Raw genomic sequence first — 26,238 nt, forward strand, 5'->3', positions numbered from 1 at the left:
GTTGAGGTCGCGCGGGGCGAGCGTGAATTCGTCGTGCCTTCGGATGGCAGGCTCACCGAAGGTGGGCTGATACTGCGGTGGAGGGGAGTACTTCCCAAGCGCCTGCCTGGTCAGGACGGACATTCGCTGGTGTCCCCGGGAGGCGGCCCCGCGCGGGCGAAGGAGACCTCGGACGTGACGATGTTCGAGGAGACGCCCGTGTTCGTTCTCGCCGCTTCGTCGGATTCGATCGGCTCGCCCTTGTTGTGGGGCGCCAGCATCGCCGGACTGATCGTCCTGGTGGTCGCCGACTTCATGGTCACCCGTCGCCCGCACTCGGTCTCGATGGGTGAGGCCGTGGGCTGGTCGGTCTTCTACCTCGCGCTGCCGCTGGTGTTCACCCTGGCGCTGTGGGCCGCCTTCGGCGGTGTCCAGGCGGTGGAGTTCATCACCGGCTTCGTGGTGGAGAAGTCCTTGTCCGTGGACAACCTGTTCGTGTTCATGCTGTTGCTGGCCGGCTTCGCCGTACCGGCGGATGTGCAGCAGCGCGTGCTGCTCTTCGGGATCGTCGGCGCGCTGGTGCTGCGCGGTGTCTTCATCGCCGCGGGTGCCGCCCTGCTGCAGGCCGGTACCTGGGCGTTTCTGGTGTTCGGCGGAATTCTCTTCGTCACCGCCGTCAAGATCATGCACGAAGCGCTCACCGGGGCCGAGTACGCACGCGACGTGTCGCAGATGCGCTCGGTACGACTTCTGCGGTGGGCGATGCCGGTCACCGATGATTACCGCGGCACCCGGTTGACGGTCCGCGAGGGTGGACGGCGAGCCCTGACCCCGTTCACGATCGTGGTCGTCGCGGTGTTCGCCACCGATGTGGTCTTCGCCGTCGATTCCGTTCCCGCGGTCTACGGGGTCACCGATGACCCGTACCTGGTGTTCGCGACCAACGCGTTCGCCCTGCTGGGTCTTCGCGCCCTGTACTTCGTGCTCCACGCCGCCCTGGCCAAGTTGACCTACCTCAACCACGGCCTCGCGATCATCCTCGCGTTCATCGGCGCAAAACTGGTGCTGCACTGGGCCCACGGAATCTGGCCCGCAGTACCCGAGATCCCGACTCCGATCTCCCTCGGCGTCATCGTGCTGATCTTGGCGACCGTCACGCTGACGAGCCTGCGCGTTCGCGGCGACGCCGAGAAACCCGCACCCGGGAGCTGACCATGCTCACCGAAACCCTCGTCGAACTCGGCACGACCGCACTCATCCTGGCGGCGCTGGTGATCACCTGCGCCGTCCTCCTGGACGCCCGCCCGCCAAGGGGGCCCCACAGGTGACACGCACACCTCTTCCACAGCTCGATCTTGGCGAGGAGGCGGACGCGAAGGGCGGGGACATCCGTTGCGGGGTGTCTCCGCCCTCCTCGTGGGGTCACATGTACAGGGCGCGGCTCAGGCGGACGCCCCACTCGGGGCCGGGGTTGGTCTTGGGGTCGCCGACCCGTTCCATGATCACGGCGACGGCGAGGTCGCGCCGCTTCGGCGCCCGCTCCGCGTCGGCCGTGGCCAGGGCGTCGGGCATCTCGTCGCTGGTGAGGTCGGTGCAGTAGCAGGGCGTGCCCGGCTGCTGCCGCCAGGAGTCCGCGAGTGAACCCGCGTCGAAACCGTCGAAACCGGTGTCGTCGACCAGCTTCATCCCGATCTCGCGGTCCCGCTGCTCGTCGGCGGCGACCGGGATCGCGATGCGCCCGGGAGTGCCGGCCGGTGTTCCGTGGTGGACCAGGGACCCGGAACCGATCGCGTTCCACGCCTTGACGAGGGGACGTCCCAATCGCTCTGCGACCCACAGGCTTTCCACCTGGCCGGCCTCGATCGCCTCGTTCTTCTCGTCGCGGGACGGGTAGTAGTTCGAGGTGTCGATGAGGACCGCGTCCGACGGGGCCTCGGCGATGACCGGCGCCAGCTGCGGGATGCGGTTGAGCGGGATCGAGAGGATGACGGCCTCGGCGTCGGCCACGGCCTCCGCTGCGGTGACCGCTCGTGCTCCGGTGGAGAGCACGTCGGCCTCGATCGTCTCCGGCCCGCGCGAGTTGGCCACCTTCACGTCATGTCCGGCCGCGCTCAACTTCTGAGCCAGGGTCTTGCCGATGTGGCCAACGCCGATGATGCCGATCTTCATCGTGAATCTTCTTCCTAGGATTGATACCGGGCCGGATCAGCTAGTGATCTGACTCGCGGTAACCGTTTTCGATGAGGTCGCGGAGGCGTTCCAGGGATTCCTGGTCAGGCGAGGCGGTGCTCATGGTCCACGCGACCGACACCGCTGCGAGGAACAGGTCGTAGCCGGTCACCGAGTCCCGGACGTGCCCGGCCCGCTGCGCGGAGCGGACGTAGTCGTCGGTGGCGCCGATGAGGATGTGGCACGGGACGGTGAGCGGGTTGTCGGCGTCCTGCGCCCTGGCCGCCGCCATGAGCGGTTCGGGCAGACCGCTGAAGGAGCTGAAGTAGTCCTCCATCGCCCGCAGCCACTGCCGCAGCGCATCGGCGGGATCGTCGAGCCTGTCGATGTCGCTCCGGCGCTGTTCGAGCTCCTCCGAGCGGGTCTGCAGCACTGCCGCCAGCAGTGCCTCCCGGGTGGGGAAGTGGCGGTAGAGCGTCCCGGGGCCGACGCCGGCGTCCTTGGCCACCGCTTCGAGGGAGGTGCCGACGCCGTGCTCCAGGAAGTGCCGCTGCGCGGCTTCCAGCAACGCGGCCCGATTGCGCTGGACGTCGGACCGCGGCTTGCGCTCCTGCTTGCCCACCGGGCCCATGGTTTCCTCCCACATCACGCGGCACCCCTGAACCGGATGCTGCCTCCGCATCACTTCCACACTAAAGCGGAGGCTGCATCCGGTCAAGGTGGCGTTGCTGGACGGGCAGTGGGTTGTCGGGATTCAGGCTCGGTTCTGCCCGTTCACGCCGCCAGGAGGCCGAGTCCCAGGGTGACCACGCCCGCGCCGAGCGAGAGCGAGCCCAGCCAGACCAGCCAGATCAACTTGTTCGGTTGCGTCACCTCACCGCGACCCATCGACGAGAAGAAGAACCCGGCTGAGATGAGCGCGGCCGACGCCGGCACTCCGATCCGGGCGATCCACCCCCACAGGCCCTGCAGGCCGGCCAGGTCGGTGAGGATCAGCGTCACCAGGCTCAACGTGACGAGCGCGCCGGCGTGCGCGTGACCGGCCCGCGCGAAGTTCTTCTGGAACGTGGTCATCGGTACCTTGCCGCGGACGATCCGGGTCATGAACCACCCGCCGAACTCGATCCCCACGACTGTCAGCAGCACGGATCCGGCGATGTATCTGGACGCGTCGGTGAGTTCCAGGCCTTGCACGGCCGCTCCTCTGGGTTGGTGACAGCGCTGCGCGGCTGGGGGCCACCTCGCGCCGTCGTGGCAGCGTTGTGTAACAGCTTTATGTAACAACGTTTCGATTGATTGGTCAACACGTGCAGCGTCTTTGGGGCGCGCAGAGGTGGAGCGCAGGCAGCGTTGCGAAACGGCGTTGGGATACAGTCCTGCTGATGGGACGGAAGAAGGTGTACGACGAGACGCTCCGCCTGCGGCTGCTCGATCGCGCGGGCGAGCTCCTGACCGAGGGCGGCAGCGACGCCCTCAGCCTGCGCGATCTCGCCAAGTCCGCCGGTACCTCGACCAGCGCGGTGTACTCGCTGTTCGGCGGCAAGCCCGATCTGCTGCGCGCGCTCTACATCGAGGGATTCCGCCGCTTGAGCCGGCGACTTCGATCAGTGGATCCGGACCCCGACCCGGTCGAGGAGCTCGTGCAGCTGGCCCACGCGTACCGCTCCAGCGCGCTGGCCGACCCGAACTACTACCGGGCCATCTTCGGACGTGGTCACGACGACCAGGACCAGGAGCTCGCCACCGCGGCCGCCGGCGCCTTCGGGCCGCTGCTGGAGGCCGTGCAGCGCGGGATCAGCGCGGGCGAGCTCGTCGACGAGGACCCCATGGCGATCGCCTCGGCGTTGTGGGCGCTGGTGCACGGTCTGGTCACCCTGGAGCTGAGCGATCTGCTCCGGCACGACGCGGAGGGCTTCGATTACGCCGCACGAGCGGCACTGCGCGGATGGCGGACGGAAAACGTCCCGCGATGAGCCGCGAGCGGGTTGCCCGTCGCGCGGTGGGACGCCGGTAACACGGCCGACTCCGGACGAGCCGTCGGTGATTGTTGGTGTCGCAGTTGGGGTTCAGTCGTGGTCTGCGGTGCCGGTGATGTGGTGGTCGGCGGCTTCGACGGCTTCGGCCAGCAGGCGGCGGACGTGCCCGCCCCTCGCTGCGTAGACGGCTCGACGGCCGTCCCGTCTCAGGGTGACGAGGCCTGCCAAGCGCAGCTTCGCCAGGTGCTGCGAGACGGCGGGGCGAGCGGCGCCGATCTTGTTGGCCAGGCTGGTCACGTCGTGCTCGGATCCGCACAGCAGCCACAGCACTCGCACGCGGGTCGGGTCGGACAACATCCTGAACGCGGTCGCGGCCGCCTCGACGTGGTCCGGGTCGGGAAGGTCCCGCCACCTCTCCGCAGCGGATTCCTCGCGTGCATGCATGAGCACGCATGCTGCCGCACGTGGGATGGGCGGGGCAATCCGGGCGCTGGTCCCCTAGCCCAGGGCGGCTGAGGTTCGGTGGTGGCGGAGGACGTCGTGCTCGGAGTCGCCGTGCTGTCCGTGCGGGTGGGCGTGGAGGAGCGCCCGGGACAGTCGGGGCAGCGCGTGGAGCAGTCGGTGCTCGGCGTCGTGGGCGATGGCGTGGGCCTGGGACAGCGTGAGGTCGTGGTCGACGTCGAGCTCGGCTTCCGCGGTGAGGGAGTGGCCGACCCAGCGCATGCGGACCCCGGTGACCGCCCGGACGCCGTCGGTGGCGGCGAGGGTCGACTCGGCCTGGTCGATGAGCTGCGGATCGATCGCGTCGAGCAGCCGGGCGAAGACCTCCTTGGCCGCGCCCCACAGGACCGACGCGATCGCCACCGTGATCGCCAGGCCGACGACCGGATCGGCCCACTGCCAGCCCATCCACGCGCCACCGGCGGACAGGAGGACGGCCAGGCTCGTGAACCCGTCGGTGCGCGCGTGCAGCCCGTCGGCGACGAGAGCGGCGGAGCCGATCCTGCGACCGACGGTGATCCGGTAGCGCGCCACGATCTCGTTGCCGGCGAATCCGACCACCCCCGCCGCGGCCACCCAGCCGATGTCGCTCATCTCCCGGGGCTCGATCAAGCGGTGCAGCGCCTCCCAACCGGCGTACGCGGCCGATGCCGCCATGATCACCAGGATGATGAGGCCGGCGATGTCCTCGGCGCGGCCGAGCCCGTAGGTGAACCGTCGAGTCGCCGCCCGGCGTCCCAGCACGAACGCGACCGCGAGGGGGACCGCGGTCAGCGCATCCGCGAAGTTGTGCAGGGTGTCGCCCAGCAGCGCGACCGAACCGGTGAAGCTCACGATGACCACCTGGAAGACGGCGGTGATCATCAGGCCCGCGAAGGAGATCCACAGCGCGCGCATGCCCTGCCTGCTGGCTTCGAGGGTGCTGTCGACGATCTCGGTGCTGTCGTGGCTGTGCGGCGTGACGGCGTGCTTGAGCTGCGCCCACAGCCGCGACAGCCGCGTTCCCCCGTGCCCATGCCCGTGCCCGTGGTCGTGCGTGGGGGAAGGCTGGCTCATCGCGACTCCTACCTCGTGGCGGGTTGCCCCCACGATATGTGCTCACGTGCGCACGCGACAACGTCGCAGCTGCGCATCCGAGGCAACTGACAAGGAGGGGCGCTCGCCAGGAGGTGGCCGAATACCGGTTCCACTGCTGCTGATTCCGGGTCTCGCTGGCGAGGGACGAGCACCTGCTCCACGCGGGTGCTCGATGCGAGTCTCGTGATGGGGTCAGGCGCGTGTGAAGAACTCGACCAGCGACATCGCGATGTGCTTGCCCTCGGTGAGCCCGGTGGCCGACCGGATCACGATGCGGACCCGCGTGACGTCGCTGGCTCCGATGTCGATCTGCGGCGGGGCCGGCTGGTCGGCGAGGGGGACGTGCACCGTCCGGGTCCGGCCGTTGGCGTGGGTGACGATGATGTCCAGCCGCGTGGGCCGGGCCTGCGTGGCGAACGCGTCCGGCTTCGTCGACGGGCCGATGTGCACGAGCATGCCCACCAACCGGAAGGGCTTGTCGAACTGGAAGTCGGCCCACGCTTCGGGACCCGGCGCGCCCCAGTAGACGTCGGTGCGCACGTCGGCGAGGTTCGCGGCGGGATGGCCGGGCACCGCCGAGCTGCCCGTGACGCTCGCCGGTCGGACGGGGGCCGCATCGGAGACCTTGTCCAGCACGTCCTGGACGGCGGCCTTGCCGAGCGGGTAGAGCAGCAGCGCGCCGACCACCAGCAGGATCAGGGCTCCGAGGATCACCAGGCGTCGCCAGAGCTTGTGCCGGTCGGTGTTCCATAGGCCCCGGCGGCGCCGTCGTCGCGCGGTCGGCTGGGCGGCCTCGACCAGCGGTCTGGCGCAGCGTCGGCAGAACCGGCGACCGGGTGGGTTGGGGGTCGAGCACGAAGGGCACGGCGGACCGTCCGGGACGTTCTCCTCGACGGGCGCGGCCGATTCCGGGCGCGGTGACACGGGTTTGGCGGGTTGCACGGCCTCGGGCTGCTCCGGCTCCGAGATCCGGATCCGCCGCGTGGGTGCTTCCGATGCGGGCGGAGCCGCGTCCCGGGCATCGGATTCCCAACCCAAGTAGGTGCCGCAGGTTCCGCAGAAGTCGTCGTCGCGGGAGACCTGCGAACCGCACGTCGCGCAGGAGCGCATCGTGCTACCTCCTCTGCTGCTGTGGTGGACCGGCCAGTACCTCGACGCTGCAGGTGACGTGCACCGGTCGCACCGAGTCGACCAGCGCGGTGACGCGTTGCCGGTCGACAGCCGACCGGCCCGGCCAGACCTGGACCACGACCTGACCACCCGCGGTGCCGGGGAGGGCGGTGCCGGGCCGGGTGGACCACGCCGCGCCCGCGCCGTCGAGCACGCGGGCGTGCACGCCCGCGCACAGCCGCAGCAGGTCGACCAGGCCACGGGCGGTGCCCCTCCGCCGGTGCAGCTCGACCGCGCGCAGCAGCACCGCTCGCCGCAGACCCAGCGGCCAGGCCGGGTCGAGTTCGACCGCAACCCACTGCGCCAGCTCGGACGCGAAGTCCTCCGGCGTCACGCGGGGGTCGAAGTAGTGCGCCAGGTTGTCCAGAGTGGACAGGATCGGAGCCAGGACGGTGTCCAGGCCCGCCGTGAACCGCTGGGCGAGGTCGTCGTCCGCGTACATCGCGGGGAGCAGGTCGCCGATCGGGTAGCGGCTGGGCAGACCGGGAATGGCGTGCCGGCTCATCGCGGTGCCGCGCTGGTGCCGGTGGAGCGGACCACGACCTGGTGCTGGTGGGAGAAGGCCAGCGCGTGCTCGGCCAGCTCGACCCGCTCCACCGGTGATCCGCGCTGACCGGTGATCGGATCGGCCGGGAACAGCCGGACCTCGTCGATCAGCTCGGCTCCGTCGACCTGCTGCAGCACCGCGAACACCTCCCCGAGCTGCACCGGTCGCCCGAACGGCCAGCCGGTGCCGTCGGCGCCGCCGCGCAGCGGGTTGAGGTAGCGGTGCAGGGCGGCCAGGGCGTCCCGCTGGACCCGGTTGAGGTCCGCCTCCGCCGTGCTCATCCGGGCCACGACCGTGATCCCTTGGAAGAAGGGCGGTTCCACGATCAACCGGGTGCCCAGGAGGCGGCGTTCGTCCAGCCGCGCGGCGATGGTGGACAGCAGCTGCTCGGACGGGATGAGCTGCTCGAACCGCAGCTGATCGCCGGTGTCGGCGACCGCGTCCGGCACGACCAGCACCCGCGCCGCACCCGGTTCGTCGGCAGCCGGCAGGCACCGGATCCGGGCGGCCGCCGGTGCCGCCTGCCGCGCGATCTGCTCGTAGTCGCCGGCCGTCACCGCGCGCTCCTGCACGCGGAGCTGGTGCGGTGCGCGCACTTTCGCCTCCGACACCGTTTCCCCGTCGACCCCGCCGGTCGCCGCCTCGCGGTTCTCGACGCTGGAGACGTAGGGCACGGAACTGCGCAGCACCGAGATCGTCCCCCGGGCGACGTTGCCCGCGCGGCCACCACCCGTCCGGTACTTCGGGACCCGGAGCTGGGCGCCCTTCGGAGGCACCGCGCCGTGGAAGTGCAGGGTGCCGTCCGGTGCGCGCACCGCGGGCGGGAAGCCGAACTCGCCGTTGGTCGCGTCGAGCGTGACGTGCCGGTCGGCGGGGCCGGACTCGCCGAAGTGCTCCACGACCTGCCAGTCCTGCCACCCCTCACCGGCGGAGACCTGCACGACGGGCGGTTCGCCGTCGGTCAGCACGGGCGCCCGGTCCAGCCGGAATCGTTGCCCCGCAACACCGGCCGACTCACCCAGCGGTACGTCGGTGAGGGTTTCGGCGTGCTCGACCGCGGTGATGCCACCGACCGTGAACGCCTCGGCCACCCGCACCGTCGGCGACTCCGAGTAGAAGGGCTGGCCCTCGGCCGGTGCGATCACCCGGCAGCGCAACCAACCGGCCTGCACCCCGGCGACCGCCGAGGCGGCGTGCCCGGCCGGGACGTGCACCAGCACCTCGCCGGGGCGGTTGAGCCCGCCCGTGGAATCGTCGAACACCGCGCACTCGGTCCAGCGCATCCCGTCCCACAACTCCCACATCAGCGGAGGCTGCCGCGGATCGACGCCGATGCCTTCGACCCGGCTGTCCAGCCGCAGCGCGATCACGCAGCGCGGGACGGCGTTGGTCAGGCCGAACAGCATGGCATCGCCGACGGCGGGTTCCGCCTGGAAGCACGGCACGTCCTTGCCCAGGTCCAGGTCCTTGGTGCGGTTCGCCTGCTCGCCCGCAGCGGAGATCGTCACCAGCGCCTTCAGCTCGCAGGGCACGATGGGCAGGTCCTCGGTGGTGCCGAAGACGACGGCGTCGCCGGTCTCCGAACGCGCCGTGGCGACCTCGGTCCCGCTCGGCAGCAGCACCGTTTCCGGCTGCGCGGCCGACAGCCAGAACGTCACGTCGGCGCGAGCCGCCGCGGGCGGGAACAGCGCAACGCCCAGCAGGTCGAGGAAGGCCAGGTAGTTCTTCTCCGGCACCCGGTTGAGCCGGTAGATGAGCTGGTCCACCATGTGCGCGAAGGTCTCGATGAGGGTGACGCCGGGGTCGGAGACGTTGTGGTCGGTCCACTCCGGCGCGCGCTGCTGCACGTAGCGCTTGGCCTCGTCGACGAGCTGCTGGAACCGTCGATCGTCCAGGTTCGGCGTGGGCAGTGCCATCAGTCGGCGTCTCCGGGTTCATCGCTGTGCGGGATCGTGTAGAAGGGGAAGACGAGGTTCCGGCGGTCGTTGGTGGCGCGCAGCGCGTAGTGCACGTCGATGTAGAGCACCCCGTCGTCGACGGTGTCGAAGGCGATCACCACGTCCTCCACCTCGATCCGGGGCTCCCAGCGCAGCAACGCCGCCCGGACCTCGTAGGCGATCAGGCCCGCTGTGGCGCCGTCGTTCGGCGCGAAGACGTGGTCGTGGATGCCGCAACCGAACTCCGGGCGCATCGGGCGCTCACCCGGTGCGGTGCCCAGCACCAGCCGGATCGCCTCCTCGATCTCCTGCTCCCGCTCGACCATCCCGATGCCGCCGGTGGCGTCCACGCGCAGCGGGAACCCCCACCCGCGCCCGATGAACCGGTCGCTCACAGCGGGCCCCCGATCAGCACGTTCGGCGCGCCCATCACGACGGTGGCGCCGCAACTGGTCTTGTCGCCGACCCGGGCCGCGGGCAGACCGCCGATGAGCACCACGCCGGAGGTCGGCGGACCGGGCAGCAGCACGTTGCCCGAGCTCAGCACCGCGTGCACCGGGACGGGGCACAGGTGCTGACTTCCCGTCACCGCAGCGGGTTTCCCGCCGATGAGCACGGAGGCCACGGCAACGGCGTTGGCCCGGGGAGGGCCGACGGTCCCGCCGTGGGCGGTCGGGTCGCCGAGTCGGGCGGCAGGTGGCATCGGGCAACTCCTCGTTCTAGTTGATGCGGACCAGGCGGCCCTGCAGCGTCGCCGTCGCGCCGCCGTCGATCCCCACGCTGGTGCGCCCCTTGACCGACACCGACGTCGTGGCGTCGATCGACACGGACCTGCCGGAGAGGGTGAGGTCGCCGTTGCCCGCGTCCAGGGTGATCCCGCGGTCGGTGAGCGACACCGAGCTCAGCACCCGCGTTCCTCCCGGGGCGCGCACGCTGATGTCGATGGTCTTCTTCTGCTCGTCGATCCGGATGTCCAGCCGCTCGTCCCCGCTGGCGAGGTGGACGCCCGGTGAGCGGGTCGCGGAATCGATCAGCTCCAGCCGGTGGCCCTTGCGGGAGACCAACGAGCGCCGGTTGACCTTGCCGCTTGTCCGGTCGACCAGCGGAACGGCGTGCCGGGACGGCTTGTCGGTGCCGTTGTAGAGGCCGCCGAGCACGTAGGGGTGGTCGAGGCTGCCCTGCTCGAAACCGACCAGGACCTCGTCGTTGACGTCCGGGCTGAACACCCCGCCGCCCTGGCCGCCCAGCTGCACGGTGCGGACCCAGTCGGTCACGTAGTCGTCGGAGAGCCACGGGAACTTGAGCTTGACCCAACCGCGCTCGGACTTCCCGGGCTCCTTGATGTCGGTGACGATCCCGGTGGCCAGACCCGGGATCCGAGGCCCTCGGTCCGGCGCGTTGGCGCCGGTGGCAAGCCCGGTCAGCGACCGGTCGGGGGAGGCGCTGACCAGCACCGTCGTGCGGTAGCCCTGGCCCGGCTCCAGGACGTGGTGCACCGCCGTGGCCGTGTACTTGCCGGAGAAGTCCTTGCCGACGTTGCCCAGCGCGATCGGCACGCCCGCGCGCAGTTCGGGATTGCCCTCGGCGACCGCCTCGATCTCCCCGAAACCGGCCCGCATCGATGCCGCCAGCGAGCGCGCCGTCTCCTTCGCCTCGGCCTGCGTCCCGTAGGGCACGTCGGTGACCAGCAGCCGGGACTTCTTGCCGAACTTCTTCGTCGCCTTCGACGGCGTGAGCCCCGGTCGCACGACGTCGCTGGTGGTGGGGGATTCCTCGGCCACGAGGGGTGTGCGGGTGTTGACGTCCCAACCCCGCACCTCGACGGTGTCGACCTGGTCCGCGGCGGTCAGCGCGGCCCGCAGCGCCATCAGGTTGCGGCCGTACTCCAGCACGAACGGGCTCCTGGTCGCCGAGGTCGTCGGCGAGGGCGCGCCGGAGGCGGGCTTGAGCTCGGTGAAGTTCAGGCGTCCCTTGCCGTCCACGCGCACCGCGGCGCCGTGCTCCTGGGCGAGGTTCTGCAGGAACTCCCAGTCCGACACGTTGGCCTGGGACAGCTGCTTGTAGGTGATCGGCTTGGCCTTGATCCGCCCGGGCCGCAACCCGGCCCCGGTGGCGACCTTCCGCACGATCGCGGCCGCGCTCATGTTCCGGAACGCCACGACCTTGCGGCCCCGCATCAGCCGGTGAGCCTTGCTCATCGCCCGGACCACGGTGAACGAACCCGTCCCGTCGGAGTCCAGCTCCAGCGCCGTGACCTCGCCGGCGAAGATCTCCTTCTGGGCCGTGCTGCCGGTCGTCATGACCGACACCGTCAGCTCGGAACCGATGCTGACCCCGGTCGCGGACAGCAGCTCGTGGTTCGGGTCGCGGAAGACCAGCGTGGCCGCGTCGGGCAGCCCGACGTTCTCGTCCACCACGCAGCTGGTCAGCTGCTGCTGCCAGGCCGCGGGAAGCGGGCCCGGGATCGCCACGATGGGATCGGCCGCGACCGACCGCCCCGAGCTGTCGTTGCCCATCAGGAACCGTCCTGTCCGTCGTCGAGGGCGGGCACCAGCAGCTCGATGCCGGGCGCCAGGATCATGGGGTCGTCGATGTCGTTAGCCTCGGCGATCACGCGCCAACCGGTGGCGTCGCCGTACTCCTGCCACGCGATCTGGGGGAGGCTGTCGCCGACGACCACCCGGTGCGTGCGGCGGGCGTTGTCGGAGCCCGACGTCGGGTTCTGCCCGGGCGTCTCGGTTCCGGCCTCCTCGATGCCCAGCGAGCACGTCGCGCGCAGCGGCTTGCCGTCGACGTCGAACAGCGAGTACTCCACCGAGAAGCTGGACAGCACGCCGTTGAACGAGGTCGTCTTCGCGGTGCCCCACTCGAAGCGGACCCACGGGCTGGCCGGCTTCTTGGCGCGCAGGCTCTTCGGGGTGGGCACGCAGGCGACCATGAGGTCCTCGACCTTCTTCTCCACCGAGCTGTCGTGCTTGTCGGTGGCGTCGAGGAACACCTCCAGGGTCAGCGAACGCGGTCCGCTGCCGACGAATTCGGGCGTCCCGGACTCGCTGGCCATCCGGGTGGGGTTGCGCCGCCACTCGGTGCTCTTGGTGAGGCTGAGCCGGTTCGGGTTGAACTGGAACCGGACCTCCTTGATCTTCGCGCCCGGCTTCGCGCCGACCTTCGCGGGCGGTTCCATGATCAGCAGCCGGGCGCGGGCGAGGTTTCGACCTGGTGCGGCCATCGGAGCCTCCTCACACCGCTCGCAGGCCCTCGTGGGCGATTTCCAGGGTTTCCACCGCGGCCTGCGCGGTGGCCGGGTCGAACGACGGCCCCTGCCAGCTGACCGGGATGATGCCCAGGACCTGCCACCGGGCGAGCGGCGTGCGGTCCGGCTTGAGCGCGACGATCTCGCCGTTCTTGCGCTCGACGCGCCGGATGATCTCGGTCAGCCAGCGCGAGATCTTGGTGGTGTCGCTGGTGACCGGTCGCGTCAGCGTGATGTTGGACCAGGTGATGCGGGTGGGCAGCTGCCAGGTGAAGCCGTTGTTGCCGCCCTCGCTGAACTGCTCCACCTCGACCTGGGCGCCGAGCCCCGAGCATGTGTGGAAGGCGCCCAGGTCGTCTCCCCCGATGGCCAGGCGGAAGAACACGCTGGAGGCGAAGATCTCCTGCGACATCGACATCACTCCTTCCCGGAGGTGCTAGCGGCGGCGGTCGTGCAGGCGTCCGATCCGTTCCCGGCCTTGGCGGAACTCGGCGCGCAGCAACCGGCTCACCGGCTCGACGAGCTTGCGCGCGAGTTCGTCGGTATCGGGCTGACCAGCGGACTTCTCCTCGCCCTGGCTGCTCTCCTGCTTCGCCTCGGCCGGCTGCGCCTCGCGCTGGACGACCGTGACCGGGACTCCCGCAGGAACACCGGGGATCGAGTTCGACACCGACGGCGAAGCCCTCGCGGATCGCGGTCGCGCACCCGCCCGCTGCACGGCAGGCCCTGCCGACGTGCGGCTCTCGCCCCCACCCGGACCGGCAACGCCCGCGGCGGCTGCGACGGCCGCTCCGGGTGCTGCGGCGACGAGATCACCGGTGCCCGTCGGCGGAGCGACGGATGCAGCCGAGACGCGGACGGCTGGACCCTGATTGCTGCCGTGTTCCGCGGGTACCCGGAATACCGCCGTATTCGGGTCCCGGAATACCGCAGTATTCGGGTGTCTGATTACGGCCGTATTCGGGGACCGAACGGTGGTGCTTCGCTGTACGTGCGGTGTGCTGGTGGTGGGGGGAGTGGGTTGTTTCCAGTGCATCTGGGCCACTGGGGGTGAGGTCGGGTGTTGTGGGGTGCGGGTGGTTGCTGAGTCCGGGTGGTCGCTGGTGCGGACTGGGAGTGGGCTCATCGGGAGGAGTGGGCGGACGCGTTGCACGGGTGTGTCGGGGGTGGGTTGCGACAGCGGTTCCGGCCCGATGTGGAGTGGTGTGGGGGTGTGGGGTGATGTCTGCCGTTGGACTGTGGAGGGTGTGACCGGACTCGATTCCGGGAACCGCGCCGGGTCCCGCCTCTGCGCGGTGTGGGGTTTCACCGGATCGTGGATCTCGGTCGGGTTCTGCGGTGTGGTGTGAGGTGCGGCTGTGATGACGGGGAGTGGGTCAGTGGGGGTGCCTTCCCCTGTGGTTGGTGCGTTGTCACCGGGCTCGGTGGTGTTCGTGATCGCCATCCGTTGTACTGCGGAGGAGCTTTGGATCAGCGGCGCGACCGGGGGAGTGGGATTCGGCGTCGGGGCGGTGAACTCCAGCGGCGTCGTACCCGGGGTGTCGGTGGCGTGGGTTGCACGAGGAGCGGCGCCACTGTTCGGTGCCAGGCCTGCATCCGGGTGATTCCGCTGGTGTGAGCTGTTGGGTTCGCTCGCCTGGTGCAGCACCGGGGTGGGATCGGGGTGTTGCGGAGGTGCGGGGGTGAGCCTGCCGTCAGCCGGGGTGGGGACGACGGCATGCGGGCTCGGGCTGTTCCCGGCGGTCGGAACGCGGTTCACGGCCTCCGGCCGGACGAGCCGCTGCACCACATCTCCGGGTGGTGAAGTGGGCTCGACTGTCTGATGGGGACGGCCCGAGACAGGTGCGTCCTGTTGCGCAGCAGGGGAATTCGTTCCGGGGCGCGCGATCGCCGAGGGGTGCTCGCGCTGCACGACGGGTCGTTCCCCCGACGGCGGCGAAGCTCCAGCGGTGATCGGCCGGCCGGACTCGTCGCTCGAAGCAGGGGCGGCGGACTCCGGTAGCTGTGAGATCGGCGCTCCGATCCCCAGCCGAGGCCGCGTGGCGCGCGGAGTACCACCGGAATCCGGGGCGACCGAACGCTGAACCACGGGAGAACGGGCGTGGCCGGTCTCCCGGTCCTGCGACGGCATGGCATCCGACCTCGTCTCGGGCCGGGCGACCTCACCGTGGTCGCGGGACGCGCGGTTGACCACGGTCGGACGGTCGTGGTCGGTGTCCCGGCCTCCCGGCGGTGCTGCGCTGGCTCGCCCGTCCTCTCGCCGATCGACCACGGGAGGCGTGACGTCATGATCGCCGGTGGGGACGACGACGGCGCTGGGCGGGAGGTTCCGCGGCGGAGCAGCTGCGGCCGATCGGCCGGCGATTCTGCGCTGCACGACGGTCCCCGCACCCACCTCCGACGACGTGGAGGAAGGACTGTCCGGGCTCGGGGACTGCGCCGGAACAGGTTCGGAGGAGGTCTGCGGGCGGATCGCGCGCACCGCTCGCGGCGCGATCGGTCGTGGCAGACGAGCGACGGTCAACGGCGGCGATGTCCGCCGAGGCCGCACCCGAGGAACAACCGGATTCACCACACCCGAGGATGATTCGTCCGAACGCGAAAGCGTTTCGTCGCTCTGCGCCGTGGACCGCACCGGCAACTCCGCGCCCACCGAACGCTGCACCGGGACTCCCACGGTCGAGCCGAGCAACCCGTGCACCACACCGGACGGCGCCCCCGGGTCGAGGAGGTGGCCCAGATCCGTCATGACGCCGTGGTCGCGGTACGAGGCGACCGCGTCGCGGAACTGCCGGCCACCGGTCACGTCGCAGGCATCGCGCTGCAGCACCCCGATGTCCTGCGCGGCCCGCCGCCAACCACCGTCCCAGCCGGGAGCGGTGACCGGGGGAGCGGGGTTGTCGTCGCGGCTGCTCGCACGTCGGCGGAAGAGATCCAGCAGGCCCACCGGCTCATCCCCCCTCGTTCATCCTGGTGTTGATGTGCGCGATCTCGCGCACCCAGCGTCGGCGTTCGTGGTGGTCGAGATCGAGGATCTCGTCCCGCGTCCAGTGGAAGTGGTAGGCGACGTACGCGACCTCCGCGTGCAGCCGTTCCGGTGCGTACGTCACGATTCCCCCAGGCGACCACCTGCCAGGTCGATCTCGAAGGCGGTGTCGCAGGACGGGCAGGTGACCCCGGCCCGGGTGTGCCCCTCGCTGTTGATCCGCCGGTAGAAGTCCTGGAGGAAGGCGACGTCGGTGGCGTACATGTTCTCCACCACGCCCGCGTGCACGTCGGTGATGTCGCCGAGCCTGGTGATCACCTGCCCGAGCAGCACCACGCTGAGGTACGCCGGGTTCTCCTTGACCCGCACGTCGATCTGCGGGCGCAGCTCGTCCTTCGCGGTGGCCAGCCGCATCCGGCCGTGCCGATTGACCGTTCCGTCGCTGTGCACGTAGCCACGGGGCAGTTCGAACTCGAACTCGTCGTGCTGAGGTGCGGGCGCGTCCGGTGCTTCGGAAACCCGGTTCTTGCCCGCGACGTCATCGAGCTCGCCCAGCGAGGTGATGCGACGCCTCATTCGACTTCGATCCGCTCGAAGACGATGGTCACCTGCTCGGTGGCCGCGCTGGACTCACCGGCGCTGAAACCCGGGCCCTCCCACTTGCTGACCCACGCGTCGTAGAGCTGCATGCGCCGGACGGACTCGCCCTTGGTGTCCTGGATCTCGATGGTGAGGTTCTCCCGCGCGCTCTCGACGTCGCCGTCCAGCAGCGTCTTCTGGATCCACTTGGTGAATTCGGTGCTCTTGTCCAGGCCGCGGGTGATGGTCACTTCGCCGCCCTTCTGACCGCCGGGCTGCTTCTTGGTGAACAGCTCGCCGGTCGGAGTGACCTGCTGGGTCTCGACCACGTCCTGCTCGACGGTGAGACCGCTGACCTCTTTGACCGATTCCACGGTGACTCCACCGAGTTGCACGCCGAACCGGTGGGTGGAGAGAGTGTCGCCCTGCGCCATGTCCCGTTGCCTTCCGTGCGGTGGGAATTACTCGTTGACCAGGCTGGTGCTGTCGGAGAACTGCGAGAGCCGGAAGATCACGAACTCGGCGGGTTTGACCGGGGCGACCCCGATCTCGCACACCACCTGTCCGAGGTCGATCGATTCCTGCGGGTTGTTCTCCCGGTCGCACTTGACGAAGAACGCCTCTTCGGCGGTGCGGCCGAACAGCGCGCCGTCCCGCCAGGACTGGTGAAGGAAGGCGCTGATGTTGCGCCGGATGCTCGACCACAGCCGGTCGTCGTTCGGCTCGAAGACCACCCACTGGGTGCCGATCAGGATCGACTCCTCCAGGTAGTTGAACAGGCGGCGGACGTTGAGGTAGCGCCACGCCGGGTCCGACGACAGCGTTCGCGCGCCCCAGATCCGGATCCCGCGCCCGGCGAACGCGCGTACGCAGTTCACGCCGATGGGGTTGAGCAGGTCCTGCTCGCCCTTGCTCAGATTGGTCTCCAGGTCCACCGCACCGCGGATGACCTCGTTGGCGGGAGCCTTGTGCACACCGCGTTCGGTGTCGCTGCGCGCCCACACCCCGGCGACGTGACCGCTCGGCGGCACCATGGTGTTGCGCCCGCTGGTGGGGTCGAACACCTTGATCCACGGGTAGTACAGCGTCGCGTACTTCGAGTCGTAGCCGGCCTGGTCCATCCGCCAGTCCCGCACCTGCAACGCGTTGAGCCCGGGCGGCGGGTCGAGGACCGCGACCCGGTCGCCCATCTGCTCGCAGTGCGAGATCGCCGCCAGCTGAACCGTTCTCACGCCCTCGGCGTCGATCAACCCGCGCTGGTGAGCGCTCATCAGGTCGGGGACGCAGACCATGGTGATCTCGTCGATGGTCTCCAGCCCGCCGAACCCGGTGCGCGCGGCGAGATCCCCGACGTACTCCTGGGCGTCGAGCTTGGCCGGAGCGGGCGCGCTCGGCGGCGCGGCAACCGACACCGACTGGTTGTCGGGCCTGCTCAGGGCTCCCGAGGGTTCGGTGATCCCGATGAGCTTGGACCGCTCGCGCACTTGTGCGACGACGTAGCTCTTGACGTTCTTCTTGGTCGAGACGTCGAAGCTCTCCGCGACCTTGCCGTCCTGCTTGACCAGCAACCGGAACCGGTCCTCCGGCGGGTTCTCACCCTCGGCATCGACGACTTCCACGGTGATGCCCGATCCGGCACCAAGCAGCGCCGACACCCGCAGATCACCGAGCTGCGTCGGCTGAGGCGCCGCGACGGGCGCGGCCTCGGCGGAAGGACCGCCGATCCGCACGATGTAGGCGGAACCGCCGCCGTTGGCGAAGTAACCGTAGACCGAGTGCGCGAGGTACCCGTCGCCGAACCCGCCGAAGGTCTGCGCGAACTGGCTCCAGTTCGTCACCAGCGTCGGCTCGTGCAACGGCCCCTGCGACGCGAACCCGACGAAGGCGGCAACCGCGGTCCCGACACCTTCGATGGGCCGGGCCCCGTTCTGGACCTCCTCGACGTAAACGCCAGGGGACAGGTACGACGGCATGTTCGCTCCTTCAGCTCAAGGCGTGGCGTACCCCGAGCCTCGCGCTTCGCCACACCCGCGAACATGTCCACCAGCCCCCACCGGAGGGCAACAGCTCTGCCTCCTGGGGCAAGCGGGTCCTGCCTCCACGGCCTGTCGAGCTGCAATTGCCCACGACTCTGCCCTTCCGCCCCTTCTGCCGCCGCGCGATGCGCGATGCAGTGGTCGAGCAGGCATGTCGTGAGGAGACCCGATGCGCGAGCAACCCGCCCACGATGAACAGGAAACGACGAAGCAGACGTCGACTTCCAGGTCGCCGGAAACCGCTGTCACGCAGCAGGGGTCCGCGGCGCACATCCTGCGCCTGCAGCGGACCCTGGGAAACGCTGCCATCGCGCGGATGATCGGCGACGAGCAGGAGGACGTGCAGCGCTCGTCCGTGCACGGAGTCCTGCGCTCGCCGGGGCGTCCCCTGGACGAGCCCGTCCGCGCCGACATGGAAGCCCGCCTCGGCGCGGACTTCTCCGACGTCCGCCTGCACACCGGCAGCACCGCCGCACGCTCAGCGGCCGAGATCGGCGCCCGCGCCTACACCTCCGGCAACCACATCGTCCTCGGCGAAGGCGGAGCCGACAACCACACGCTGGCCCACGAGCTGACGCACGTCATCCAACAACGCTCGGGCCCCGTCGCAGGCACCGACAACGGCGATGGACTGAAGGTGTCAGACCCGTCGGACCGCTTCGAGCGGGAAGCGGAAGCCAACGCGCACCGGGTGATGGGTTCGTCGGTCAGTGCGGATCTTGCGAACGATGACGCTGCAGATACCGCTGTTTAGCGGGAGTGCGAGGTTTGTTGAGTGGTGGGGATGCTGTTCCGAGGATCACGCGGGATACCGTCCGTTGACGAGGTAGTCGTCGGTTTGGCTGAGCGTTTCGTTCGAAAACCCCTTGGGGCGTGATTTTCCGTCTATCCTCTTATCGGCATGCCGGGTGTCCTTGTCGTTTCGCCATTCCGCGTGCTTCTGGCTCTTTTTCCTGTCCTCGGTAGGGAAGTCGACCTGCCTTCGGCCTGAACGTGTCGGAGGATTCTGGGTGATCAGGCGTTCGTAGCCGGGAGCGTTGCCGCCGGCAGCGGTCTTGGTCTTGTCATTGGGTTTGGCATGCCAGCTGGCCATCCGTTCGCCCCCGATGCTGTCCGGCTCCTCCATGTACAGGACCGTGAAGCCCAAGAGTGCCATGGCTTCGAGGTTACCGCTGCGATATCCGAGGTGCCTGGCTGCGAAGCAGTGGCGGTTGAGGTAGTCGAACAGCAGGAACTGGCCCATTCGCTTGCCGCCGGTCCACTTCTTGATGGCCTCCATTTCCTTCGACTTCTCCTCGTCGTTCTCGGTCTTCGGAGCCCAGAACTCGGTCAGGTTGACAACCTTGGCGTTGAAACCACGCCAGTGGTCCTCGGACGTACCCGCATTCCTGAGCGCGTCGTTGGCCTCGCCCTGTTTGTTGTAGTGCTCGGCGAGGCTGTCGTACTTGGCGTTTCGAGTCTTCTCGTCCTTGTCCTTGGGTGCGCTGTCTCCGACGATCAGTACGTAGTCGAGATTCCCGAGGCCGGCGATGAGCTGGCCCATGCCGAAGTAGCTGGTGTCGTGCTCGACGTGCACCTCGCCGTTCTTTCCGCTGAACCGCGACCAGAGGATCGCGACCGCTTTGCCCTCCACGTCGCTCACTCCCTTGGTTTGGAGCCATTTCTGAACGTCCTCATCGCGGGGGTGCTCGTCCTTTTCTGGCGAATCCAAACCCCAGCCCCTGCGCGTGTTCGCGCGAAAGTCGTCGTCGAACGTCTCCGCCACGCGTTTCGTGGCATCACCCACGCCGATCTCGAATTTCGACGGGTTCTTTTTATGCTGACTTCCGGTGTAGGTCTCTCCGTGATATTCCTTGAGTTCTTTTTTGAATTCGTGCTGCGGAATAATGTGTATCCGCTCTGTCTGGACGCCCGAATGTTCGTAGAACTCGCGGATCTTCGCGGCTGGATTGAATCCGTCATCATCTTTGTAGGTGATGAACACGTGCCGGTCGGGCTCGTTCATCAGGATGGCTGCTATCGCGAACTGATCACCGCTGGCATAGCCGGGCTGCTTGATCACGGGAGGAGTCTCGCTGGATTGCTCGTCCGCGCTTTGTGTTCGCTGGGCGGTCATGCGTTGAGCAACCGCGCGGTTTCCGATGGTGCGCTGCAGCGCCAAGAGCGCGGCAGGAACCGGTCGTGCGGTCGCCTCGACTGATGCGGTGGCGGGGCTCTGGGGCGCGCGAGATTGAGGCCGCCGACGCGGTGAGGGTGTTTCCGGTGTCCGGCTCTGTCCGTGCACGACTCCTCCGTAATCCACCGGCTTCGGTAGGTTAGTGAGACTTGGGGAGCGCGGAATCGAACTCCGACTCCAAGATCAGTCGGCCGAGTTTTGTGTATTCCTGGCGGATGGCTGTGATGAGTTCGGGCATGCCGACGGGCGTTCCCCCTTCTGCGGCCAGGTAGGCGGCTGTGATGGTGCAGGCCCTGATTGAGCCGCCCGAGAGTTCGAAGCGTTGGGCGCAGAAGTCGAGGTCGAGGTCTTCGGATCGGGGGAGTTGCGGGCCGAGGCAGCGGTCCCATAGTGCGCGGCGTTGAGGTGTGTCGGGCATGGGGAAGCCGGCGATCACGTCGAGGCGGCGGGTGAACGCCTCGTCCAGATTTGCCCTCAGGTTCGTGGTGAGGATGGCGATGCCGTTGAAGGTCTCCATGCGTTGTAGGAGGTAGGCCGACTCGACGTTGGCGTAGCGGTCGTGGGCGTCTTGGACGGCTGAGCGCTTGCCGAAGATGGCGTCGGCTTCGTCGAAGAGGAGGACTCCGTTGACGCTTGCGGCTTCGGTGAAGATGCGCTCCAGGTTCTTCTCCGTCTCGCCGACGTACTTGTCGACCACTGTGGACAGATCCACGACGTAGAGGTCCATGCCGAGGTCGGCTGCGACGACTTCGGCTGACATCGTCTTGCCCGTTCCCGACTCGCCCGCGAAGAGCGCGAGGACGCCGCGTCCGCGTCCGCCGCCGGGGCGCATTCGCCAGTCGCCGAGGACTCGGTCGCGGTGGCGGGCTCGCATCGACAGTTCGGTCAGCTGTCTGTGCGTCGGCTCGGGAAGTACAAGGTCGTTCCAGGTCACGGCTGGGGTGATGTGGCGGGCCAGGCGATCCAGGCCGGCGCCGTTCTGGGCTCGCGCGCCCGCTCGCAGGTCGTCGGCGTTGACCGGGCGGGAGTCGAACGCGGCGAGCTGCGCGGCGACCGACGCCGCGCGGCCGACCGCCTCGGTGTCGAGCTGGTAGCTCCCCACGGCCTCGGACAGCGCGTCCTCGGGCATCTCGGCCGAGACGGCGGTCAGGGCTCGCCGCCACTCCTGCGTCCGTTCCTCTGCGTTCGGGGGTGCGACGCGGATCGACACCGGTGCCCGCTGGGACCACGCCGGGTCCCAGCTGCCGGAGCCGTGCAGCAGCAGCGGGACGCGCTCCGCTGCGCGGACGAGGTCCCGCAGCAGGCGGGCTCGTTCCGGACGAGCGGGTTCGAGCTTCTCCAGCGGTCCCAGCGTGATTCCGGCGCGGAGCAGGGCTGCTTCCCGGACGAGCACCGGCACGGAGTCCGGTTCGAGGTCCGCGATGTCGATGACGAGCGCTGCCCGGCCGCTGACCGAAAGGGCATCCAGCGCGACCCGCGAGGCACCCTCCGCGCCGTGGAGGTGGACCAGCCGCACGCCGGAGTCCAGAGCCGCCCCGATCCGCTTGGCCAGCGCTCCCGGTGAGCCGGGATCGCCGCGCACCAGGCGACCGGCGGCGGGTTCGTCGTGACCGAGCAGGTGCGCCACCACCCGGTCCGGAACCCGGAGCGCGCGCGAGAGCGCCGGACGTTCGGGCTCCTGCACTTCCAGCAGTCCCCCGGCGACCAGCGGAGCGGTTGCGCTGAACCGGAACCGGGCGTCGCCGGCTGAGGGCATCCCGCACAGCTCCAGAGCCAGACCGGTGGTCGCGCGACGGCGGGTCACGTCGTCGTTGAGGTAGCCGTAGAGCGGTTCGAACCGGACGTCGACGTCCGGAGCCAGCGCCACCAGCAACAGCTCGACGTCCAGCTCGGTGAGGCCGAAGTCCTCGGCCAGGCGCTGCAGCCTGGGACCGGGATCGGCCGAGGGGAGGCCGTCGCCGGACCAGGACTTCGCGGGCGTGGCCAGGATGCGCTCGACGTGCTCCGGAGTGAGGTAGAGACCGCGGTGCGGGTCGTCCGGCTGCGGGTCCGTGGCCCGCCGGGCGGCGACCACCGACCGGACGCGCTGCTCGACCTGGCCCAGCCGCGCCCACAGGTGGTGCATGTCCTCGGCCGTCACGAGACGGGTCCTCGGCGACGCCGCTTCGGCTCCGGGCGAGGCCGGGCCGGGGCGAAGGCCTCGCCCTCCGCGCCGGACTCGTCGTAGCGCAATCGCCGCGCCGCATCCTCCGCAGCGCGCAGCACCACGCCCTCGGTGACCGGTGGCCCGGCCGGGGTCAGATCCCCGGACAACGGGGCCGTGACCTGCAGGTTGATCGACGGTTTGAGCTGGCCGCCCAGCGCCGACCACACATCGGCGGCCGAGCGGCCTTCGGCCATCGGCCCGCCCGCCTCGAACGCCACCGTCAGCCCGAGCTCCGCGAGCGTGCCGGTGAGCCACCGCTCCGCCAGGGCGTCGTGGTGCACGACGCAGCGCAGCACCTCCGACAGCAGCCGGTGCTCGTCCTGCGGCCGGTTCGTCCACACCGTCACCAGGTAGGCGAGGTGGAACCAGTGCGGTGGCGACCGCCAGCCGGTCACCGCGCCGGTGTCGTCGCGCTGCTCGAACCGGCCGCCCTGCCGCAGTCCCGGTTCCTCGCGGATGTCGTAGAGGAACACGCTGATGGTGGGGGCGTTGCGCTTCGCCGCCCAGTCCGTCGTGGGCGCTTCGAAACCGAGCTCCACCCCGGCGCCGGGCAGGTCGTGCTCCGCCAGCAGCAGCCGCAGAGCCTCGTCGACCTCGTGGATCATCGCGGCCCCACCATCCCGGGCGGCGTGATGGCGGGGCGGACGACGAGGAACCGCGCGGTGACCGGGCTGAACCCGGCTCCGGACGCGGTGATGGTGCGCGGCCCGGTCTCGTCCTTGGGCAGGATCAGCAGCTGCGCCGCGAACCGCCCGTCCGGTCCGGGCAGCGTCGGCGCGGCGGAGGCGGTGATGCCGGGCGACCACGCCAGCCGCACGGGCGTCCCCGGCGGGAAGTCGATGCCGCGCACGGAGGTCACGAACCCGGGCTCTCCCACCTCGGGCACCGCGACGATCCGGGGCTGCAGCACGCGGTAGGGGCGGGTGGCGCGGTTGTCGGCGGGGTCGGAGTCGGACCCGCGAGTCCGCACCGTCGCCGCGATCTCCGACACCAGAGCAGCGCGGGGAGCCAGCACGACTCGCCGGTCGACCACACCACCGGGCGGCAGGTCGGGCAGCGCGCATCGTCCACCGCCGCAGTCCGGCGGCAGGCTCTCCACCGGAACACCCGGAGGCAGCGCGATGTCCAGCTCCAACCCGCTCGCCGGGGCCTGGCCACCGTTGCGGACCGCGAACACCACCTCGGTGCGACCGCCCACATAGGACGGATCGGGCGTGGAGGTCACCGCGACACCGGGGTTGGCCTGCAGCGGCGGCGGTTCCGGGCGCACCGGCACGACCGTCCGGGAGCTGTTGTCGCTCGGTCGGCTGTCCCGCACCGAACCGGTGGCGGTCCACACCACCGGGTGATCACCGGCCGCCGTGCCGTCGAATTCCGCCGTGAGAGCGACGGAATTCCCCGGTTCCAGCACGCCCAGGTCGCACCGCGCGCCCTCGCAGTTGCCCTGGCCGGAGCGCAGCCGGGTCAGCTCCAGGCCCGTCGGCACGTCGAGGTTCACCACCGTGCTCGGCGAGGTCGCCGGACCGTTGTTGCGCACCCTCGCCGTGATGCTCGCGGACTTGTCCACCTGGACCTGGTCCACCGACGGTGGCGCGGTCATCGTCAGGTCGACCGCGGCCTGCCAGCTGGGTTCCTTCTGGCGTCCCGGCAGCCGGTCGCTGAGCGAGGTCAGCTCGCCCGTCGCCGGATCCAGGATCGACAGGTGCTCGGGAACGTTGTTGTTGCTGTTCGAGCGACGGGACAGCACCAGCCGCTTCCCGTCCGGCGACCAGGTGGCATCCCTCGGCTGGTAGGTCCCCGAACCCTCCGGCCGGTCCGGGATGTCGACGCAACTGCTCTGCCCTCGGGGCAGCAGCACCTCGCACCGGTTGCCGTCGAGGTGGATCCGGTAGAGGCCGTCGTTCTCCCGGTTGAACACGATGCTGCGCCCGTCCGGGGCGAACACCGGGCTGTCGTCGACGACCTCGCACTGGCAGATCGTCTCGCTCAGGTCCTGCTGCCCGCCGAGGTCGTCGGCGCGGGCCAGCCAGATGTGGTTGCGGCGCTGGTCGTCCGGCACGTCGGCGACCCGGCCGCGGCTGAACGAGAAGCGCCGGCCGTCCGGCGACCACGCGGGCTGGGTGTCGTCCAGATTTGGATCCGGGTTCGCCAGCCGCTTGGTCACCCGGCCGGTGTCGACGTCCACGACGACGATCCGGCTCCGGCCGCGCTCGGCCGCCGGGTCCATCGCGCCCGGCGATCTCCGCGCCACCGCGACCTCCTCGCCGTCCGGCGACCACGCGACGTCGGACTCCCAATCGCCGGACTGCCGGTCGGCGATCGGCAGCCGCCGGGGGTTGGAACCATCGGAGCCCACCAGCCAGATCCGCTGCACGCGCTGCCCGCCGACGTCCTCGAACCGGCTGATCGCGATCTGCGTGCCGTCGGGGGAGTACGCCTGCCGCTCCGTCCAGGGGTCGTATCCCGGCGACGGTGTGAACACCAGGCGCGAGTCCCGGAACGCGTTGGGGTCCTCGGTGAGCGCGTCGACGCCCAGATCCCGCGGATCGACCCCGTCCGGTCGGATGTCCTGCAGCCGTGCGGTGTTCCGCAGCGACGCGGTGGTGCGGGCGACCACGAGGCGCCCGATCCCGCCGCCGGTGAACCAGGTGGGGGAATCGACGTGGCGGTCCTCGGAGAGCATCCGCGTCGCGGGCAGCGACACCGGCGCCGTCGTGGCGTCGACCTGGAACACCTGATCCCACCCGTCCTGCCCGGGGGACGGGTCGGGATGGGAAGGGCTGAGGAACAGCAGCCGCCTGCCGTCCGGGAACCACCGGGGCTCCCGGGTCCGCCACCCGGGATCGTCCGCGAACAGCGGGGTCCCGACCCCGGTGCCGTCGAGGACGCGCACGCTGCGCTCCGCGTTGTCGTCAGGGGTGCCGGAGGCGTAGAGGGTGTAGGCGATCCGGCCCTGGTCCACGGGGTTCCACGACGGTTCGACCGCGGCGCCGGTCGGTTCGTCGGTCAGCCTCCGCAGAGCTCCTCCGGAGATGGGCTGGTCGTAGATCTGCCACTGCCCGTTCGCGTCGCACGCGTAGGCGAGGCGCGTCCCGTCCGGTGAGAACGTCGGATGCGTCTCGTTGCTCGCGGTGTCGGAGAGCCGGTGGGCCCGGCTGCCGTCGGTGCGCACGAGCCAGATGGCTCGCTGCCCGTTCGCCTCCGCCGAGTCGAACGCCACCCACCGCAGGTCGGGCGAGAGCTCCGGGTTCGCGGCGTCGAGCCCCCGGGTGAGCCGCCGCACCTCGCCGTCGGCCTGACGCAGGTAGACCTGCGGGGTCCGCTCGTCCCGCAGGCTGGTGAACACCATCAGCCCCTCGCGTGCGGACACGTCCTGGTCGAAGTGCTGCTGAGGCTCGTCGAACAACGCCTGAGTCGTGCCCTGACCGGGCAGCCCGGTCGCGGTGATCCCCAGGCTGCGGTGCTCGGTACCGGCGAAGGCGATGCGGCTCGGCGGCTGCGCGGCCGCCGGTGGAGGCGCGGTCTGCGCAGCGGTCGTCGGGAGGCTGATCACCCCGCACAGCAGGAGGAAGACGCCGAGCAGGACGATTCCGAAGCGGGTCGAGCCGCGCCGGACCCCCGGCACACTGCCGATCACGATTGACCT

The 26,238-nt window shown here is 69.9% G+C and carries 25 protein-coding genes; 3 read left to right on the plus strand and 22 right to left on the minus strand.

Annotation, left to right across the window (positions count from 1 at the left end; genetic code table 11):
• Positions 1-180: 180 nt before the first annotated feature.
• Positions 181-1,191: a TerC/Alx family metal homeostasis membrane protein gene (locus KBO27_RS15845; RefSeq protein WP_210970987.1), complete on the plus strand. Its 1,011-nt coding sequence runs from the start codon at positions 181-183 to the stop codon at positions 1,189-1,191.
• 210 nt (positions 1,192-1,401) lie between these two features.
• On the opposite strand, the gene KBO27_RS15850 is transcribed toward KBO27_RS15845, so the two are convergent.
• The 3 genes from KBO27_RS15850 to KBO27_RS15860 all read right to left on the minus strand — a co-directional run bounded on the left by KBO27_RS15850 (position 1,402) and on the right by KBO27_RS15860 (position 3,342).
• Complete coding sequence (locus KBO27_RS15850; RefSeq protein ID WP_210970763.1) at positions 1,402-2,148, minus strand: NADPH-dependent F420 reductase; 747 nt, start codon at positions 2,146-2,148, stop codon at positions 1,402-1,404.
• Positions 2,149-2,188: 40 nt separating this feature from the next.
• Positions 2,189-2,794, minus strand: a complete 606-nt coding sequence (locus tag KBO27_RS15855) for a TetR/AcrR family transcriptional regulator (RefSeq protein ID WP_210970764.1) — start codon at positions 2,792-2,794, stop codon at positions 2,189-2,191.
• Positions 2,795-2,922: 128 nt separating this feature from the next.
• Positions 2,923-3,342 carry a hypothetical protein gene (locus KBO27_RS15860; RefSeq protein WP_210970765.1) on the minus strand — a complete coding sequence of 140 codons (420 nt, stop codon included), beginning with the start codon at positions 3,340-3,342 and terminating at the stop codon, positions 2,923-2,925.
• Between the two features lie 188 nt (positions 3,343-3,530).
• Here KBO27_RS15860 and KBO27_RS15865 point away from each other — a divergent pair, with 188 nt between their 5' ends.
• Positions 3,531-4,121: a TetR/AcrR family transcriptional regulator gene (locus KBO27_RS15865; RefSeq protein ID WP_210970766.1), complete on the plus strand. Its 591-nt coding sequence runs from the start codon at positions 3,531-3,533 to the stop codon at positions 4,119-4,121.
• Positions 4,122-4,214: 93 nt separating this feature from the next.
• On the opposite strand, the gene KBO27_RS15870 is transcribed toward KBO27_RS15865, so the two are convergent.
• From KBO27_RS15870 to KBO27_RS15940, 15 genes are all read right to left on the minus strand, one after another.
• Positions 4,215-4,568: an ArsR/SmtB family transcription factor gene (locus KBO27_RS15870; RefSeq protein ID WP_210970767.1), complete on the minus strand. Its 354-nt coding sequence runs from the start codon at positions 4,566-4,568 to the stop codon at positions 4,215-4,217.
• Between the two features lie 54 nt (positions 4,569-4,622).
• Positions 4,623-5,681, minus strand: coding sequence for a cation diffusion facilitator family transporter (locus KBO27_RS15875; protein ID WP_210970768.1), 1,059 nt, complete (start codon positions 5,679-5,681; stop codon positions 4,623-4,625).
• 213 nt (positions 5,682-5,894) lie between these two features.
• On the minus strand, positions 5,895-6,812 hold the full coding sequence (locus KBO27_RS15880) for a zinc ribbon domain-containing protein (RefSeq protein ID WP_210970769.1): 918 nt from the start codon (positions 6,810-6,812) through the stop codon (positions 5,895-5,897).
• Positions 6,813-6,816: 4 nt separating this feature from the next.
• A complete protein-coding gene (locus KBO27_RS15885; protein WP_210970770.1) occupies positions 6,817-7,377 on the minus strand; it encodes a phage tail protein in 561 nt (186 codons plus the stop codon).
• Positions 7,374-9,335 carry a putative baseplate assembly protein gene (locus KBO27_RS15890; RefSeq protein ID WP_210970771.1) on the minus strand — a complete coding sequence of 654 codons (1,962 nt, stop codon included), beginning with the start codon at positions 9,333-9,335 and terminating at the stop codon, positions 7,374-7,376. Before KBO27_RS15890 ends, KBO27_RS15885 begins: the two co-directional genes overlap by 4 nt.
• Positions 9,335-9,751 carry a GPW/gp25 family protein gene (locus tag KBO27_RS15895; protein ID WP_132625702.1) on the minus strand — a complete coding sequence of 139 codons (417 nt, stop codon included), beginning with the start codon at positions 9,749-9,751 and terminating at the stop codon, positions 9,335-9,337. The genes KBO27_RS15890 and KBO27_RS15895 overlap by 1 nt, the downstream gene beginning before the upstream one ends.
• Positions 9,748-10,059, minus strand: coding sequence for a PAAR domain-containing protein (locus KBO27_RS15900; RefSeq protein WP_210970772.1), 312 nt, complete (start codon positions 10,057-10,059; stop codon positions 9,748-9,750). The genes KBO27_RS15895 and KBO27_RS15900 overlap by 4 nt, the downstream gene beginning before the upstream one ends.
• A 16-nt stretch (positions 10,060-10,075) precedes the next feature.
• The gene (locus KBO27_RS15905; protein WP_132625706.1) at positions 10,076-11,872 is read right to left on the minus strand and encodes a VgrG-related protein; all 1,797 of its coding nucleotides are present in this window, start codon (positions 11,870-11,872) and stop codon (positions 10,076-10,078) included.
• Positions 11,872-12,585, minus strand: a complete 714-nt coding sequence (locus KBO27_RS15910) for a CIS tube protein (RefSeq protein ID WP_132625708.1) — start codon at positions 12,583-12,585, stop codon at positions 11,872-11,874. Before KBO27_RS15910 ends, KBO27_RS15905 begins: the two co-directional genes overlap by 1 nt.
• Before the next feature lie 10 nt (positions 12,586-12,595).
• Positions 12,596-13,021 (minus strand): phage tail protein, encoded by a 426-nt coding sequence (locus KBO27_RS15915; protein WP_210970773.1) that lies wholly within the window; start codon positions 13,019-13,021, stop codon positions 12,596-12,598.
• A 24-nt stretch (positions 13,022-13,045) separates the two neighbouring features.
• Positions 13,046-13,279, minus strand: coding sequence for a hypothetical protein (locus KBO27_RS15920; protein ID WP_210970774.1), 234 nt, complete (start codon positions 13,277-13,279; stop codon positions 13,046-13,048).
• Positions 13,280-15,560: 2,281 nt separating this feature from the next.
• Positions 15,561-15,719, minus strand: a complete 159-nt coding sequence (locus tag KBO27_RS15925) for a DUF6760 family protein (protein ID WP_165939690.1) — start codon at positions 15,717-15,719, stop codon at positions 15,561-15,563.
• Positions 15,716-16,171, minus strand: a complete 456-nt coding sequence (locus KBO27_RS15930; protein ID WP_132620048.1) for a hypothetical protein — start codon at positions 16,169-16,171, stop codon at positions 15,716-15,718. The genes KBO27_RS15925 and KBO27_RS15930 overlap by 4 nt, the downstream gene beginning before the upstream one ends.
• On the minus strand, positions 16,168-16,608 hold the full coding sequence (locus tag KBO27_RS15935; RefSeq protein WP_132620046.1) for a phage tail protein: 441 nt from the start codon (positions 16,606-16,608) through the stop codon (positions 16,168-16,170). The genes KBO27_RS15930 and KBO27_RS15935 overlap by 4 nt, the downstream gene beginning before the upstream one ends.
• A 27-nt stretch (positions 16,609-16,635) precedes the next feature.
• Complete coding sequence (locus KBO27_RS15940) at positions 16,636-18,147, minus strand: phage tail sheath family protein (protein ID WP_210970775.1); 1,512 nt, start codon at positions 18,145-18,147, stop codon at positions 16,636-16,638.
• 232 nt (positions 18,148-18,379) lie between these two features.
• Here KBO27_RS15940 and KBO27_RS15945 point away from each other — a divergent pair, with 232 nt between their 5' ends.
• Entirely contained in the window at positions 18,380-18,964 is a 585-nt protein-coding gene (locus KBO27_RS15945; protein ID WP_210970776.1) for an eCIS core domain-containing protein, read from the plus strand.
• A gap of 45 nt (positions 18,965-19,009) precedes the next feature.
• On the opposite strand, the gene KBO27_RS15950 is transcribed toward KBO27_RS15945, so the two are convergent.
• From KBO27_RS15950 to KBO27_RS15965, 4 genes are read right to left on the minus strand one after another with little or no spacing between them, the layout of a single operon-like run.
• Positions 19,010-20,494 (minus strand): hypothetical protein, encoded by a 1,485-nt coding sequence (locus tag KBO27_RS15950; protein ID WP_210970777.1) that lies wholly within the window; start codon positions 20,492-20,494, stop codon positions 19,010-19,012.
• 31 nt (positions 20,495-20,525) lie between these two features.
• Entirely contained in the window at positions 20,526-22,511 is a 1,986-nt protein-coding gene (locus KBO27_RS15955; protein ID WP_210970988.1) for an ATP-binding protein, read from the minus strand.
• An 11-nt stretch (positions 22,512-22,522) separates the two neighbouring features.
• Entirely contained in the window at positions 22,523-23,197 is a 675-nt protein-coding gene (locus KBO27_RS15960) for a Pvc16 family protein (protein WP_210970778.1), read from the minus strand.
• Positions 23,194-26,229, minus strand: a complete 3,036-nt coding sequence (locus KBO27_RS15965; RefSeq protein WP_307870436.1) for a hypothetical protein — start codon at positions 26,227-26,229, stop codon at positions 23,194-23,196. Before KBO27_RS15965 ends, KBO27_RS15960 begins: the two co-directional genes overlap by 4 nt.
• Positions 26,230-26,238: the final 9 nt, after the last annotated feature.

It is taken from the genome of Saccharopolyspora endophytica, from assembly GCF_018070075.1.
Taxonomy (GTDB): Bacteria; Actinomycetota; Actinomycetes; order Mycobacteriales; family Pseudonocardiaceae; genus Saccharopolyspora; species Saccharopolyspora endophytica.

Excerpts from the sequence above, each read along its gene's own strand:
- KBO27_RS15845 (WP_210970987.1), top strand. The coding sequence starts at position 181 with ATGTTCGAGGAGACGCCCGTGTTCGTTCTCGCCGCTTCGTCGGATTCG.
- KBO27_RS15850 (WP_210970763.1), bottom strand. The coding sequence starts at position 2,148 with ATGAAGATCGGCATCATCGGCGTTGGCCACATCGGCAAGACCCTGGCT.
- KBO27_RS15855 (WP_210970764.1), bottom strand. The coding sequence starts at position 2,794 with ATGTGGGAGGAAACCATGGGCCCGGTGGGCAAGCAGGAGCGCAAGCCG.
- KBO27_RS15865 (WP_210970766.1), top strand. The coding sequence starts at position 3,531 with ATGGGACGGAAGAAGGTGTACGACGAGACGCTCCGCCTGCGGCTGCTC.
- KBO27_RS15870 (WP_210970767.1), bottom strand. The coding sequence starts at position 4,568 with ATGCATGCACGCGAGGAATCCGCTGCGGAGAGGTGGCGGGACCTTCCC.
- KBO27_RS15875 (WP_210970768.1), bottom strand. The coding sequence starts at position 5,681 with ATGAGCCAGCCTTCCCCCACGCACGACCACGGGCACGGGCATGGGCAC.
- KBO27_RS15880 (WP_210970769.1), bottom strand. The coding sequence starts at position 6,812 with ATGCGCTCCTGCGCGACGTGCGGTTCGCAGGTCTCCCGCGACGACGAC.
- KBO27_RS15885 (WP_210970770.1), bottom strand. The coding sequence starts at position 7,377 with ATGAGCCGGCACGCCATTCCCGGTCTGCCCAGCCGCTACCCGATCGGC.
- KBO27_RS15890 (WP_210970771.1), bottom strand. The coding sequence starts at position 9,335 with ATGGCACTGCCCACGCCGAACCTGGACGATCGACGGTTCCAGCAGCTC.
- KBO27_RS15900 (WP_210970772.1), bottom strand. The coding sequence starts at position 10,059 with ATGCCACCTGCCGCCCGACTCGGCGACCCGACCGCCCACGGCGGGACC.
- KBO27_RS15905 (WP_132625706.1), bottom strand. The coding sequence starts at position 11,872 with ATGGGCAACGACAGCTCGGGGCGGTCGGTCGCGGCCGATCCCATCGTG.
- KBO27_RS15910 (WP_132625708.1), bottom strand. The coding sequence starts at position 12,585 with ATGGCCGCACCAGGTCGAAACCTCGCCCGCGCCCGGCTGCTGATCATG.
- KBO27_RS15915 (WP_210970773.1), bottom strand. The coding sequence starts at position 13,021 with ATGTCGCAGGAGATCTTCGCCTCCAGCGTGTTCTTCCGCCTGGCCATC.
- KBO27_RS15930 (WP_132620048.1), bottom strand. The coding sequence starts at position 16,171 with ATGAGGCGTCGCATCACCTCGCTGGGCGAGCTCGATGACGTCGCGGGC.
- KBO27_RS15935 (WP_132620046.1), bottom strand. The coding sequence starts at position 16,608 with ATGGCGCAGGGCGACACTCTCTCCACCCACCGGTTCGGCGTGCAACTC.
- KBO27_RS15940 (WP_210970775.1), bottom strand. The coding sequence starts at position 18,147 with ATGCCGTCGTACCTGTCCCCTGGCGTTTACGTCGAGGAGGTCCAGAAC.
- KBO27_RS15945 (WP_210970776.1), top strand. The coding sequence starts at position 18,380 with ATGCGCGAGCAACCCGCCCACGATGAACAGGAAACGACGAAGCAGACG.
- KBO27_RS15955 (WP_210970988.1), bottom strand. The coding sequence starts at position 22,511 with ATGCACCACCTGTGGGCGCGGCTGGGCCAGGTCGAGCAGCGCGTCCGG.
- KBO27_RS15960 (WP_210970778.1), bottom strand. The coding sequence starts at position 23,197 with ATGATCCACGAGGTCGACGAGGCTCTGCGGCTGCTGCTGGCGGAGCAC.